Origin of the sequence: Paracoccus sp. N5 (assembly GCF_000371965.1) — a bacterium.
Classification (GTDB): domain Bacteria; phylum Pseudomonadota; class Alphaproteobacteria; order Rhodobacterales; family Rhodobacteraceae; genus Paracoccus.
In genome coordinates this window covers 383850-398366 of the sequence record NZ_AQUO01000003.1, presented here as the reverse complement: position 1 = coordinate 398366, position 14517 = coordinate 383850, and the positions used below count along the sequence as shown (strand labels likewise).

Genomic DNA, 14517 nt, shown 5'->3' with positions numbered 1-14517 from the left:
TCTTCCAACCCCCCATCCCTGCGGTCTCCTCGCCGCAGAAACGCGCTCGAAACGTGTCCCGTTTTCACGATTTCACATATGTCTGAAGTAGCAGGTCTTCAACTCTTGAACGCCGGAAAATCGGTATTAAATCGAAGTGAAGACGCAGGATCAGGCCGTGGCCGAGATCGACGTCAGCGACGGCCTCTAGGGAACCGGAGCATTCATGCACCGCAGGATCGGGGACCGCACACTGGCCGGATCCGTGTCGGAACAGGCCGATCACCGATCAAGACCCCGCCGTCTTCCCGGCAGACGACGCGCGCGCAATCGGTCGGGGCGCACCCGATCCCGTGTCGGATATCGTGCCCGTTTTACACGTCCGGGTATCACCGGACGGGCGCTCGCCACTTGGGGCGGCGGTCTGTTCGGCTGCAACCATGGCGCCACCGGCGCCGGAAAGTGAATGGAGCGAATGCCCACCCCAGACACCGCCCCCCGATATCATGCCCTGCCCGCCCGCGACGTGCTGAGCGCGCTCGATTCCACGCCTGTCGGTCTCAGTGCCGAAACCGCTGCCCGCCGCCTGTCGAAACATGGCCCCAATCGCCTGCCTGAGCCGAAAAAACACAGCCCGGTGCTTCAGTTTCTCGCCCATTTCCATAACGTTCTAATCTACGTACTGCTCGCTGCCGCCGTGGTCACGGCGGCCCTCCAGCACTGGATCGATACCGGCGTGATCTTGGCGGTGGTAATCGTCAACGCGGTGATCGGTTACATCCAGGAGGGCCGGGCCGAACAGGCGATGGCGGCGATAAGGGGAATGCTGGCGCCGCGCTCCACCGTGCTGCGCGACGGGAAACGCGTAGGCATCGACGCGGCCGAACTCGTGCCGGGCGACGTCGTACTCGTCGAGCCCGGCGACCGTGTGCCGGCGGACCTCAGGCTATTCGAGGCGCGCGGGCTGAAGGCGGAGGAGGCGATCCTCACCGGCGAATCCATCCCCTCCGACAAAAGCATCCAGCCGGTCGCAGACGACGCCGACCTTGGCGACCGGACGCCGATGCTATTCTCCGGCACGCTGGTCGCGGCGGGGACGGGACGCGGCGTGGTAACCGCCACCGGGGCGCACACCCAGATCGGCAGGATCAGCGGCATGCTGGCGCATGTCGAGACATTAACAACCCCGCTCCTCGCCCAGATGGACCACTTCGCCCGCTGGCTGACGGTCTTCATCCTGATCGTTGCTGCAGCCCTGCTCGGCTACGGCGTCTTCGTCGGCCACATGGCGTTTTCCGAGCTGTTCATGGCGGTGGTCGGGCTCTCTGTCGCAGCCATCCCCGAGGGGTTGCCGGCGGTGCTCACCATCACCCTCGCGGTCGGTGTGCAGGCGATGGCTCGGCGCAACGCCATCGTCCGCCGCCTGCCGGCGATCGAGACCCTCGGCTCGGTCTCGGTGATCTGCTCGGACAAAACTGGCACGCTCACCCGCAACGAGATGACGGTGGCCTCGCTCGCCGCCGCCGAACACGTCTATTCGGTAAGCGGCAACGGTTACGCGCCAGAGGGCGCGGTGCGCTGGCGCGAGGCCGTCGCCGATCCCGATGACCACGCGGTGCTGATGGAATTCGCCCGCGCGGCAGCGCTGTGCAATGATTCCGTCCTGCACGCCTGCGGCGAGGACTGGCATGTCGAGGGCGACCCGATGGAAGGCGCGCTGCTGGCGCTCGCGGGCAAGATCAGCGGCGAAGGCGCGGAACCGTTCCAGACCTGGCGCCGCGACGACGCGATCCCGTTCGACGCGGCGCATCGCTACATGGCGGTGCTGCACCACGGCGAGGACGGCGCCGCGCGGATCCACGTCAAGGGCGCGCCCGAGGCGGTGCTGGGGCTCTGCCGCGACCAGCGCGCCACCGACGGCGGCACCGAGCCGCTCGATCCCGGCTACTGGCACGAGATGGTCGACAGCCTCGCCGCCGAAGGCCTGCGGGTGATCGCTGTGGCGGTGCGGAAGGTGCCGGGTGGGCATGCCGCACTTAGCGCCACAGACCTCGACGGCACGCTGACACTCATCGGACTGATCGGCCTGATCGACCCGCCGCGCGCCGAAGCGATCGCGGCGGTCGCCGAGTGCCGCGCTGCCCGTATCCGGGTGAAGATGATCACCGGCGACCATGCTGCGACCGCCCGCGCCATTGCAGAGATGATCGGGCTCGAAAACCACAATCGGGTCCTGACCGGCGCGGATGTCGAAGCGATGGACGATACCGCCCTTGCCGATGCGGTGGTGGAAACCGACATCTTCGCCCGCACCTCGCCTGCCCACAAGCTGCGCCTCGTCACCGCGCTCCAGTCTCATGGGCTGACGGTGGCGATGACCGGCGACGGGGTCAACGACGCCCCGGCGCTCAAACGGGCCGATGCCGGCATCGCCATGGGCCTGAAGGGCTCGGAGGCAGCCAAGGAAGCGGCCGAGTTCGTGCTGGCAGACGACAACTTCGCCTCGATTGCCGCCGCCGTGCGCGAGGGCCGCACCGTCTACGACAACATCAAGAAGGTGATCAGCTGGACCCTGCCCACCAACGCCGGCGAGGCGATGACCATCGTCGTGGCGCTGTTCGCCGGGATGAACCTGCCGATCACCGCGGTGCAGATACTCTGGGTCAACCTGATCACCGCAGTGACGCTCGGGATCGCGCTGGCATTCGAACCCTCGGAATCCGGCACCATGCACCGTCCGCCGCGGCCACGCAACGAGCCGCTAGTAACCGGCGAGCTGGTTTGGCACATCGTGCTCGTCTCGACCCTGTTCCTGACCGCCGTCTTCGGGGTGTATTTCTACGCGGTCGACCGGGGTTGCGATCAGGCGCTCGCCCAGACTATGGCGATGAACATGCTGGTGGTGCTGGAGATCTTCCATCTGTTCTTCATCCGCAACATCCATGGCACCTCGCTCACCTGGGCCGTGGCCAAAGGCACGCGGATCGTCTGGGCATGCGTGCTCATCGTCGCCGCTGCCCAGTTCGCCATAACCTACCTGCCGCCGCTACAGACCATCTTTGGCACCCAAGGGGTTGCGCTCGCCGACGGCCTGTTGATCTTCGGCATCGGTGTAGTGTTCTTCGCCCTGATCGAAACAGAAAAGCAGATGCGGTTGGCGTTCCGTGGGCCGCCGGCGGAGCGCGGGAACCAGCCGTGAAACCGGAGCTTCCTGGCGCTTGGACACGCCCCTTGTGCAAGGCGCGTGTCCAGTCCACGTTCCAGTGTCCCGGTGACACAAAGGAGTTCATTTGTGAAGCTCAGTGGTCTGTTGGACTGGCTAGGCTGCCCCTTCTCAAATCTCCGACGGCGGACGGATTGTGCCCAAGGTTTGTGTCTCCGGCGAAACCCACCGTTTTCGTTACGCTGCCCAAAGCCGACTTTAGCGTCAATGTGTCCAACGGCAGCATAATTCGCATTGCAGTAGTCGATGCGGGCCCCAGCGAATGACCGGAAACCGCCCTGACCACCCTCTAGAGTGAGAGGAGTGCCGGTTTCCCGGTGACGGGTTGATGGCTGGGAGAGTGGCTCCCGGCGCCTGTCACGGGAGATAGCCGATGGGCGTTGTTGAAATTCTGGATCCGGTCGCACCGGCGCGGGCTGGCGGCTGGAGGGTGGATGTAAGCCGGGGTGAGCGGAACGGGCGGGTATCGTCCGAATGGTTCAACCGGCCCGATGACGAGCGGTATCTCTCGCTCGACGATCTCTGGGCCAATGTGAAGGGTCGCTCGGAGCGCAGCCGCAGCCGGGTGGTGCAGACCGCCGACATCCGTGTCGAGGCCACGCGGGACAGCGCCGAACGACTGCACCTGGTCTTGCCGAAAGCGCAAGAGCCGGTCGCGCCCACGCATTGGGCCTTCGGCCAGCTTGCCAGCATCGTCGGTGCCCCGGCATCCTACCTGCGGCAGCTTCCCGCGCCTCTTGCGGGGATCAACCTGCAGTACGGTTTGACCAATCACCGTGCCGAGCAGGTGAAGACCTTCGAGACGGTGGATGGCCGGACCGAACTGCGCGCCGTGACCGGTCCCGACTATGGCCGCATCCACGACTTCGAGCTTGTCGAGGCGGTGCAGCGCATCGCGGGCAATGGCACGGGCGATACGCGCTGGAAGGTGCCGGGTGTGCTCGATTGGTCGACCGGGGTCTACAACCCCGATGTCGAAATCAGTCGCGACACGACCACGCTCTACGCCTCGGACCGCGACGTCTTCTTGTTTCTGGTCGACGACCGCAATCCGATCGAGGCGGGCAAGTTGCCCGACGGCTCCCCCGATCTCTATTTCCGGGGCTTCTATTGTTGGAATTCCGAGGTGGGCGCGAAGACCCTTGGCATGGCGAGCTTCTACCTTCGGGCGGTGTGCCAGAACCGCAACCTCTGGGGCGTCGAGGATTTCCAGGAGATCAAGATTCGTCACTCGAAATACGCGGCCTCCCGCTTTGCCCACGAGGCGGCGCCGGCGCTGACGCGCTTCGCCAATTCCTCGCCGCAGGGCTTCGTGAACGGCATCAAGGCGGCGCGGCAGCAGATCGTTGCACGCAGCGACGAGGATCGCGCAGATTTCCTGAGGAAGCGCGGTTTCTCGAAAGCTGAGTCCGGCAAGATCATCGAGAAGGTGCTGATGGAAGAGGGCCGCCCGCCAGAGAGCATCTTCGACTTCGTGCAGGGCATCACGCGGCTTGCGCGCGACAAGACCCAGCAGGATGCGCGGCTCGATATGGAAGGGCGCGCCAAGAAGCTCCTCGACCGGGTCGGCTGACGCCGGGCCCGACATCGCGACCGCCCTCGCGCGCGGCGGTCGCGCTTTCCCCTTCCAAATGCATGCCACTGGCCCCGCCCCGAGATGGCAGGGGGCTTCGGCCTGCGCACTTAAACGAGAACCCCCATGACCCCCCAGGAAGAAACCGTCATCCTCGAGGCCCGAGACATCCTCGGCCGCTACCTGAGCCAAAACCCGGTGATCGGCAGCTGGCAGGCGCTGATGGACTATTGTGCGCTCACCGTCCGCGGGCCCATCGAGCGGTTCCACGTCCTCTATCTCGACCGCAAGAACCGCATCATCTCCGATGAGCTTCTCTCGACCGGCACGGTCGACCATGTCCCGGTCTATCCGCGCGAGGTGATCAAGCGGGCGCTGATGCTGAACGCCAGCGCCCTGATCCTGATCCACAATCACCCATCGGGCGATCCAACGCCGTCGGAGGCCGATCTCAGCATGACCAAGGAGATCCAGAAGGGGTGCAGGTATCTAGGCCTGACGCTGCACGACCACATCATCGTTGGGGCCGGGACAGAGCTGAGCCTGCGGGCGCTCGGCAAGCTCTGACGTCCCCTGCTGACCTGCCGCCGCCCCTTTCAGGAAGAGGGCGGCGGTTTGGTCTTTGACAGTGAAGCGGGGAGAGAGGCTTCCCGCGCCGTCGGAGACACTCCTATGTTCGACCTGCCCTTTCCGATCCACCCGACCGCCCACGCGCGGGGCGTCCCGCCGCATTTTCCCTCAGGCGAGACCGACCCCAACCACCCCTTCGCCCTGACCCTGTCGCGCCGTGCGCCGGCCGACCTGCTGTCAGGCCGTGCCGCTCCCCTGGTCCTCTCCCGTTTCCCGACGCTGGCCGAGGCCATGCAGGGCGCGGTCGACCATGCCGAGGGGATCGACCCGGAGGCTGCACCCCAGCTTCTGGCCATCCTCGATCGCGACGAACGCCTTGTGCTGGCCGGGGCCGCCAGCGACGGCGCCGTCGCCTGGTGCCACCCGGTGACGAGCGCGGCCGAGGCGCGCGGCGTGGTGACCGAGGCAAGCCAGCTGCGCGCGCAGGCAGGCCGCGCCAACGACTGGGGTGAGCCCGATCTGGCGAGGCGGCTGCGCCACCGCGCCGATCTTCTGGATGCGCGGCTCGTCGATCCGCTCTGGCGCGCCTTCGCTGCCCGGGCGCTGCGGGTCGCTGCGTGAGGCCCGAGAGACAGAGGAGGGCAGGGGGGATTTGGAGCTTGTCCGGGGGAGAGAGATCGCCCGGCCCGGCTCCGATCCCTTCCCATTACCGGAGACACCCGATGACCCTGACTGAACCCACCCTCACGCCGCCGATGGCACCCTCGCCAGTCGACATGGGCCAGATCTTCGCGGCGCATGCCGAGCGTGCCGCCCGGATCGACGCGCTGCGCCCCGGCAACAAGGACCGCCTTTTCGATGGCCTCATAGCCGCCGGCATCACCCACGTCACCGTGACCTTCGACGGTGCCGGTGACAGCGGCCAGATCGAAAGCATCGGTGCATGGTCCGGCGACAACGCGGTCGACTTCCCCACGACCGAGATCGAATACGCCGCGCTCACCTGGTACAACCCCGAGGTCGAGGTGCGACAGCTCTCGCTTGAGGATGTCGTCGAGCAGCTGGCCTACGACTTCCTCTCCGACACCCACGGCGGCTGGGAGAACAACGACGGCGCTTACGGCGAGTTCTGCTTCGACGCCGCGGCCCGCTGCATCCATCTCGAGTTCAACGAACGTTTCACGTCGTCCGAACTCTACACCCACGATTTCTGAGGGTGCGGCGATGGCACATCCTTATCACCACGCCCTGTCCTCGGTGAAGAAATGGGGCGGCACGGTCGACGATTTCATGGCGGTGCATGCCTGGTTCGACCAGAGCAAGGAGATCACGGCCGATTTCCGGCACCGGGCTTTGCGCCACCATGCCGAGGGCATCTTCATGGCCGAGACGATCTTCGGGCCGACCCTCACGCTCTCGACCGGGCGCGTCATCCCGACCCGCTGGGTTGGCGAACAGCATGTGAAGGAAGACCTCGGCTTCATCCCGAGCTTCGCCGACTGGGTAAAGGCCATCCGGCCAGAGCCTTGGATGGGCCGGGCCGAGCGGATCGAGGCGCAGGTCGATCCGCATCTCGCCTCGCCCGTGGTCGAGGTCAGTTGAGATGACCGATCCAGCCTATCAGCGCCTCGGCCTGCCGGCGACGGCTTCGCCCTTCGTGGTCCTGCGGGCGGCGGTCCGGGCGCTGCACCCCGACACGCGCGCCGTGCGCGGCTTCCGGGCAGCGCGCCAGCGCTTCTACCGGCAGATGCTCTGCGCGCATGCCGCGCGACAGGCGGCGGGCGACAGTCCCACCGGCCGATCGCCCCCAATCCCCCCCCTTTATTCCAACACAGCGCCCGACCGCCCGGCCGGGTTTTCCCCATTAGGAGGTCCCCATGGCGGATCACTTCACCCATTTCTCATGCCTGATCGACGTCGGTACCCCAGACAAGGCCGCCCGCGCGCTCGCGCTGTTTCAAGAACTCCGCGCAGCGGATCAGGACGCCGACGACCCGGAGGTCGCGGGCTTCACCGTTGCGCGCCAGGACGCGCCCGGGGGCAGCACCCTCTGGATCCACGACGACGACCATGGCGATGTCGAAGGGGTCATCCGCTTTGTGCTGCGCCTTGCGGAAGAGCTCGACCTCGCTGGCCTTTGGGGATTCCAGTACGCCCTGACCTGTTCCCGTCCGCGCCTCGACGCCTTCGGCGGCGGCGCGCATCTCATCGACCTCGGCGCCCGCAAGTCCATCGGTTGGACCAGCACGCAAGAATGGCTGGTCGCCGCGCTCAACGGGGAGGACGTACATGCCTGAGGTCATCTGCACCACCGTCTACCAGTTCCCCGAACTGTCGGAGGCCGCCAAGGAAAAGGCGCGCAGCTGGTATCGCGAGCTTGGTCCCCACGATGACTGGTGGGATGGGGTCTACGAGGATTTCGAGCGGGTCTGTGCGCTCCTCGGCATCCGCCTGAAGACGACTCCCGTCCGTCTGATGGGCGGCGGGACGCGGGCCAAGCCCTGCATCTGGTTCTCCGGCTTCTGGAGCCAGGGTGACGGGGCCTGCTTCGAGGGCTACTGGTCCCACGCCAAGGGCGCCGCCGCGCGCATTCGGGCCTACGCGCCCACGGACGCGACGTTACACGGCATCGCCGACCGGCTGCAGGCCATCCAGCGGCGGAACTTCTACCAGCTCGCCGCCGAGGCCAGCCACAGTGGCCGCTACTACCATGAATACACCATGTTGGTGGACGTCTCGCGGGACAGCGCGACCTGGCAGCCGCCGACCGAGGACGCTGAAGAAGTCGTGACCGAGGCGCTGCGTGATCTGGCCCGCTGGCTCTACCGCCACCTTGAGGACGAATACGACCACCTCAACTCGAACGAGGCCATCGAGGAGGGGATCATCGCGAACGCGTATACGTTTACGGAAGGAGGGCTGCGGTTCGGGTGACAGGGGATCAAAGCACAAGGTTCATTTGATCTTTACGATAAGTCCATATGGACTATATTGAGGCCAATGGAGGATACCATGTACGTCGCAGAGAAAATCCGGAAACCCGCACAGATCAACGCCGTCGCGTTGAAAGCCTATGCCCGTGTAGCCGATGCATGGGGTCTCAGCCTCAAGGAAGCGGCTGGCCTTGCCGACATGTCGGAGAGCACGTGGAAGCGCGCCAAGAAGCCGGGTTTCGCCGGAGAGCTCACCAAGGACCAACTGCTGCGGCTCAGCGCTGTAATTGGCATCTTCAAGTCGCTCGAACTCTACTTCTCGGAGCCTCTGGCAAAAGGCTGGTTCACCCGACCGAACAAGGGGCCGCTCTTTGGTGGAAGCCGACCCGTCGACACCGCCATCGACGGGGGTTTGCCGCAGATCCTCGCGGTTCGGACCTATCTTGATGCGTTGCGTGGTGGGGCATGAAGCAGACCGAGATTTCTGATCGCGGTCTCGTTCGTCTCCTGCCCGCCACCTACCACAAGCCACCATCGCTGCGCGGTCTCGTCGATACCGATGACGAGATGGAGATCTTGGCAGAGATCGAGGGCCTGACCAGTGGGCGTCTACAGGCCGAACGCGGGCGCAACCCGCATCTGGACCCGCGCGAACTCGCTTGGCAACGCCGCAGCCGCGATCTGCGCATCTATGGGGACAGTCACGTCAACGCAGCCTTCACTTACACCCGCGTCGGCGGAAACCGCTTCAACGCCGAGGAGCGCGGCGCGTGGTACTGCGCATGGGATGTGATGGTTTCTGTCAGCGAAGTGGCCTGGCACCGCACACGCGAACTCGGCTTTACCGGCAGCTTCCAGGACAGCGCCCGCTATGTGGAATTGCTGGCCGACTTCATCGGCGTCTTCGATGACATGACCGGTGAGACAGATCATCCGGCGCTGCATCCGGATCCGGCTGTCGGGTATCCCGAGGGCCAAAGCCTGGCACAGCATCTGCGTCGGGGCGGATCCAAGGGCCTGATTTACCCTTCGGTCCGGGCTCCTGCACCGGGCGGGAATTGCCTGGTCTGCTTCGAGCCCCGCGCAATTCAGAACGTTCGTCCGGGCGCGTCTTGGGATCTTGTGTGGGATGGGACACCGCACTACTCGATTGTGGCTGTCGGCTGACAAGTTACAGCGCATGCGCCTTTGGGGGTCCGAAGAAATGAAACAGGCAAACGACAACAGCGCGGACGTCACGAACTTGAAGCCATGTGACCATCAGCCGTTCTTTGAGGCGTTGGACTGTCTGCCCCCACCGACCGACGCACTACGAGCAGCGTTTCGTAGGCGGAGGGAAACTCTGGTGGATTCCTGCGCCGACAAGCCATCCACCAGCTGACACCCGTCACCTGTTCCCGTCGATCCACTTCGACATCAGCCCTCTGTCGCGGAAGCATTCGTCGGGGACGGCGCGCCGTTTGATCCGGGCGAGCTTCTCGGCGAAGGCCACCTGCCTGGAGGTGGGCAGCTGGTCCATGTCCGATACGGGCTTCAGCCGGGCCTGAGCCTCGATCCAGGCGCTCAAAGATCGCCGGTCTTGCTGAACTTCCCAGGGCAGGAGCGTCCGGTTGCACAGGGCGAGCGACCGCGCATAGGCGATCTGCTTAGGCGTTACGGGCAGGGCGTGCGTGGTGCTTTCCATGGTGGAACCCCCTTTCTGGCTTGGTTTTGAGCATAGAACATAACAAGAACAAGATCAAGCCAAGCGTCGGGAATACCTTGGTGCGAGAGGGAGAGAGCAGCCGGGAAAGATCAGGTCCGAGGCTGCCCGAGAGAGGGTGTCCGGGCCTGATCCTGTCCTTCATTCCGGAGTTTCCCGATGACCCATCTTGCCCCTGTTGCGCAGGCGTCCTTGCCTGCGCCCGTTGTTCCGTTGGCAGCAAATCCTGCCCCTGCGATTGTTGCTGTTGCCGAAGCGCTTCAGCCCGATCTGGCGCAAGGGCTTCAGATCGACGCGCTGCGTCTGCGCCGCGAGATGGAACATGCCTTTGGCGGTTCCGATGCGACCGGTGCCTGGGACTGGAAGCTCGCCTATGAGGCGGGCGAGGTGGCGCTGATCCTCTTTCTGCGAAAGTTCGGTCGGGCGCTGCTTGCGCGTGCCGGCTCGCCTGCGGCGCTCTTGCCGATCCTCGCCAAGGTGGCAGGCCTCTTGCCCACGCACACCCGGCGGTCGGAAGAGATGGAGCGCTTTCAGCAATTCTCGACGCCGCTGCCCATGGGGCTCGCGGCTGTGGCGGCAGCACAGATCACGCCCCGTGATCTTGTCCTAGAGCCGTCTGCCGGGACCGGGCTTCTGGCGATCCTCGCCGAGATCGCCGGCGGCACTCTGGCTCTGAACGAGTTGGCGGACACCCGCGCCGACCTTCTTCGGCTGCTGTTCCCGGGCCGACCGGTCACCCGGTTCGATGCCGCGCAGATCAACGATCATCTCGATGTCTCCTCAAGCCCGAGCGTCATCCTGATGAACCCGCCCTTCTCGGCCGTGGCTAATGTCGATGGTCGGACAACCGAGGCGACGGCCCGGCATCTGCGCTCGGCCCTCGCGCGTCTGGCCCCCGGCGGACGGCTCGTCGCCATCACCGGAGCCGGTTTCGCGCCGGATGCGCCTGCCTGGGCCGAGACCTTCGGCCGTCTGACCGAGACCGCCCATCTCGTCTACACCGGCGCGTTGTCGGGCGCCGCTTTCGCCAAACATGGGACCAGCTTCGAGACGCGGATTTCTGTCTTCGATAAATGCCGCGGAGGCGAGCCGGGCGGCATCACCGCAGACCTGCGCCAACCCACATCCCCGGACGTGGCGCATCTGATGTCCCGGGTCACTGCCGAGGTTCCGCCACGCCTCGAACTGGAACAGGCCGTAAATGCGGGTCTGTTCCATTCTTCCCTCTTCCCGGGAAGTCCTGCCCGCGCCACTCACACAACCACCAGCCGATCGCGCGCGACCTCTGCGGTTCAAATGGCGAAACCCGAAACGCCGATTGAGGCCGAGGAACTGGACTACGCTCTCCGCGACGCCGCCGAGGACGAAGATGCCGCACGGCTGTCCGACGCGATCTACGAGACCTTCCGTCTGCAGGCTATCGACATCCCAGACGCCGCATCGCACCCGACCAAGCTTGTGCAATCGGCGGCCATGGCCTCTGTCGCACCTCCGAAACCCTCCTATCGCCCCAAGCTTCCGGCGACCATCCTGCGCGACGGCCTGCTGTCCGACGCGCAGCTCGAGACCGTCATCTACGCGGGGGAGGCGCATGGCGCATATCTCGCAGGGTCTTGGATCGTCGATGAGACCGGCGACATGGTCTCGGCCGCGCCCGACGATGCCGCTGACGCCGTCCGCTTCCGCCGGGGTTTCTTCCTCGGTGATGGCACCGGCGCGGGCAAGGGCCGCCAGTCGGCTGGGATCCTGCTCGACAACTGGTGCCAAGGCCGCCTCAAGGCGCTCTGGATCTCGAAGAGCGACAAGCTTCTGGAGGATGCGCAGCGCGACTGGTCGGCGCTTGGCCAGGAGCGGCTTCTGGTGACGCCGCTGTCGCGTTTCGCACAAGGGCGCGACATTCCGCTCGCCGAGGGTATCCTCTTCACCACCTATGCGACGCTGCGCTCGGAAGAACGGGGTGCCAAGAAATCCCGCGTCGACCAGATCGTCGACTGGCTCGGGGCGGATTTCGACGGGGTGATCCTCTTCGACGAAAGCCATGCCATGGCAAATGCTGCCGGGGGCAAAGGCGAGCGGGGCGATACCATGGCCTCGCAGCAGGGCAGGGCGGGTCTGCGCCTGCAGCACAAACTTCCGAATGCCCGCGTGGTCTATGTCTCGGCCACGGGCGCGACGACGGTCCACAACCTCGCTTATGCTCAGCGTCTCGGTCTCTGGGGCGGGGAGGATTTCCCGTTCGCAACCCGGGCGGAATTCGTGGAAGCCATTGAGGCTGGCGGTGTCGCGGCGATGGAGGTCCTGGCCCGCGACCTCCGGGCGCTCGGCCTCTACACCGCGCGGTCGCTTTCCTATGACGGTGTCGAATACGAGATGCTCGAACATGCGCTCAGCCCCGAGCAGCGCGGCATTTATGATGCCTATGCCGGGGCCTTCGCCATCATCCACAACAACCTGACCGCGGCGTTGGAGGCGGCGAACATTTCTGGCGAGAGCGGCACGCTGAACCGTCAGGCGAAATCCGCTGCGCGGTCAGCCTTCGAGGGCGCCAAACAGCGTTTCTTTGGCCATTTGCTTACCTCGATGAAGACCCCCACGCTGATCGCATCCATCGATGCCGATCTGGTGGCGGGTCATGCGGCGGTCATCCAGATCGTCTCGACGGGCGAGGCACTGATGGAACGCCGCCTGTCGGAGATCCCGACCGACGAATGGAACGATATCCGCTGTGACATCACTCCCAGGGAATATGTCCTGGACTACCTCGCCCATTGCTTCCCGGTGCTGCTCTACGAGCCCTTCACCGACAGCGAAGGCAACCTGTCGTCCCGGCCCGTGGTGCGCGATGGCCAGCCGGTCGAATGCCGCGAGGCCGCCCGCAGGCGCGACGCGCTGATCGAAAAGCTGGCGTCGCTGCCGCCTGTCCCGGGGGCGCTCGACCAGATCGTCCAGCGCTTCGGCACCGACCTCGTGGCCGAGGTCACAGGCCGCTCGCGGCGCATCGTGCGGAAGGGAGACGGGGCTTCTGCGCGGCTTGTCGTCGAAAGCCGGGCCGGATCTGCCAATCTGTCCGAGACCGCCGCCTTCATGGATGACCAGAAGCGCATCCTGATCTTTTCCGACGCGGGCGGCACGGGGCGCAGCTATCACGCCGATCTTGGGGCCAAGAACCAGCGCCTGCGGGTTCACTACCTGCTGGAACCCGGCTGGAAAGCCGATGCCGCCATTCAAGGCTTGGGCCGCACCAACCGCACCAACCAGGCGCAGCCGCCGCTCTTCCGGCCCGTTGCCACGGATGTGAAGGCAGAAAAGCGGTTCCTCTCCACCATCGCGCGGCGTCTTGACACGCTAGGGGCCATCACGCGCGGCCAACGCCAGACCGGCGGGCAGGGGCTGTTCCGACCCGAGGACAACCTCGAGAGCCCCTATGCCCGCGATGCCCTGCGCCAGCTCTACCGCCGCATCTATCGCGGCGATGTGGCTGGCTGTTCGCTTGGGGCTTTCGAGGATGCCACGGGGCTCAGCCTGACCGATGACAACGGTCTTAAGGACGACCTGCCGCCGATCACGACCTTCCTCAATCGCCTGCTCGCGCTGACGATCGACATGCAGGCGGTGCTCTTCTCGGCCTTCGAGGAATTGCTCGATCAACGGATCGAGGGGGCCATCGCTGCCGGGGTGTATGACCTCGGGCTCGAGACCCTGCGCGCCGAGAGCTTCCGCGTCACCGAGGCACGCGTGATCTACACCCATCCCGGCTCCGGTGCGGCAACCCAGCTCCTGACCATCGCTGAAAAGCGTCGCAACACGCCAACCTCGCTCGCGGATGCGCTCGACTGGCTTGATGACCCGCAGGCGCGGCTTCTGGTCAATAGCCGCTCGGGCCGGGCTGCCGTGCAGGTTCCCGCCACCAGTCACATGCTGGATGATGGGACCATCGAGCCGCGCCTGCGCCTGATCCGCCCGCTTGATGCCAGCACGGTCCCGGCCAAGGTCATGGAGGACACCCACTGGCTCGAGGCCGACCGCGCGGCCTTCACTGCGGCGTGGATTGCGGAACTGGCCGAGGTGCCGGAGTTTTCGGACTCCACGCTGCACATCGTGGCAGGTCTGCTGCTGCCGATCTGGAAGCAGCTTCCCCAGGATGAAACCCGCATCTACCGCCTGCAGACCGATGACGGGCAGCGCATCATCGGCCGCCGCGTCTCGCCTGCCTGGGTCGCGACCACGCTGGCCGCCGATGCGCCCAAGCTCTCGGCCGCGCAGGTCCATGCCCTCGTTCTGGAGGGCAAGACCGTGGTGTGCCTGTCCGAAGGGATGGAATTGCACCGCTCGCGCGTCATGGGCGCGAACCGGATCGAACTGTCGGGCTTCTCGGAGGCAGCCAAGGATCGGCTCAAGGCCGACGGCTTCTTCTCGGAGATTATTAGTTGGAAGCTTCGGCTGTTTTGCCCAACCGACGCCGATGGCGTCGCGATACTGGATCGTCTGCTTGCACGTTGTCCTGTCGCAAGGCTACATGATCGCGGAGGTTGTTGAC

General features: G+C 65.4%; 12 protein-coding genes and 1 pseudogene. 12 read left to right on the top strand and 1 reads right to left on the bottom strand.

The window, feature by feature from the left end; genetic code table 11:
• The first annotated feature begins 454 nt into the window (after positions 1-454).
• The 11 genes and pseudogenes from PARN5_RS0121220 (at position 455) to PARN5_RS0121175 (ending at position 9445) form a co-directional block, all read left to right on the top strand.
• On the top strand, positions 455-3178 hold the full coding sequence (locus PARN5_RS0121220; protein ID WP_026155652.1) for a cation-transporting P-type ATPase: 2724 nt from the start codon (positions 455-457) through the stop codon (positions 3176-3178).
• Between the two features lie 397 nt (positions 3179-3575).
• Positions 3576-4775 carry a hypothetical protein gene (locus PARN5_RS0121215; protein WP_026155651.1) on the top strand — a complete coding sequence of 400 codons (1200 nt, stop codon included), beginning with the start codon at positions 3576-3578 and terminating at the stop codon, positions 4773-4775.
• A 126-nt stretch (positions 4776-4901) separates the two neighbouring features.
• Positions 4902-5342, top strand: coding sequence for a DNA repair protein RadC (radC, locus tag PARN5_RS0121210; RefSeq protein WP_018001782.1), 441 nt, complete (start codon positions 4902-4904; stop codon positions 5340-5342).
• A gap of 105 nt (positions 5343-5447) precedes the next feature.
• Positions 5448-5966 carry a hypothetical protein gene (locus tag PARN5_RS0121205; RefSeq protein ID WP_018001781.1) on the top strand — a complete coding sequence of 173 codons (519 nt, stop codon included), beginning with the start codon at positions 5448-5450 and terminating at the stop codon, positions 5964-5966.
• Positions 5967-6067: 101 nt separating this feature from the next.
• On the top strand, positions 6068-6559 hold the full coding sequence (locus tag PARN5_RS0121200) for a DUF6878 family protein (protein WP_026155650.1): 492 nt from the start codon (positions 6068-6070) through the stop codon (positions 6557-6559).
• Between the two features lie 10 nt (positions 6560-6569).
• Positions 6570-6947 carry a hypothetical protein gene (locus PARN5_RS0121195; RefSeq protein ID WP_018001779.1) on the top strand — a complete coding sequence of 126 codons (378 nt, stop codon included), beginning with the start codon at positions 6570-6572 and terminating at the stop codon, positions 6945-6947.
• 1 nt (position 6948) lies between these two features.
• A pseudogene (locus PARN5_RS25045) lies at positions 6949-7143 on the top strand (hypothetical protein); the annotation flags it as partial.
• Between the two features lie 79 nt (positions 7144-7222).
• Positions 7223-7642, top strand: a complete 420-nt coding sequence (locus PARN5_RS0121190; protein WP_018001778.1) for a hypothetical protein — start codon at positions 7223-7225, stop codon at positions 7640-7642.
• Positions 7635-8279, top strand: a complete 645-nt coding sequence (locus tag PARN5_RS0121185; RefSeq protein ID WP_018001777.1) for a hypothetical protein — start codon at positions 7635-7637, stop codon at positions 8277-8279. Before PARN5_RS0121190 ends, PARN5_RS0121185 begins: the two co-directional genes overlap by 8 nt.
• A gap of 66 nt (positions 8280-8345) precedes the next feature.
• The gene (locus tag PARN5_RS0121180; protein WP_018001776.1) at positions 8346-8747 is read left to right on the top strand and encodes an MbcA/ParS/Xre antitoxin family protein; all 402 of its coding nucleotides are present in this window, start codon (positions 8346-8348) and stop codon (positions 8745-8747) included.
• Positions 8744-9445: an RES family NAD+ phosphorylase gene (locus PARN5_RS0121175; RefSeq protein WP_026155649.1), complete on the top strand. Its 702-nt coding sequence runs from the start codon at positions 8744-8746 to the stop codon at positions 9443-9445. Before PARN5_RS0121180 ends, PARN5_RS0121175 begins: the two co-directional genes overlap by 4 nt.
• Before the next feature lie 220 nt (positions 9446-9665).
• Here PARN5_RS0121175 and PARN5_RS0121170 read toward each other — a convergent pair whose 3' ends face one another.
• Positions 9666-9962, bottom strand: coding sequence for a hypothetical protein (locus PARN5_RS0121170; protein ID WP_018001774.1), 297 nt, complete (start codon positions 9960-9962; stop codon positions 9666-9668).
• Positions 9963-10139: 177 nt separating this feature from the next.
• Here PARN5_RS0121170 and PARN5_RS0121165 point away from each other — a divergent pair, with 177 nt between their 5' ends.
• Positions 10140-14516 carry a strawberry notch family protein gene (locus PARN5_RS0121165; protein WP_026155648.1) on the top strand — a complete coding sequence of 1459 codons (4377 nt, stop codon included), beginning with the start codon at positions 10140-10142 and terminating at the stop codon, positions 14514-14516.
• Position 14517: the final 1 nt, after the last annotated feature.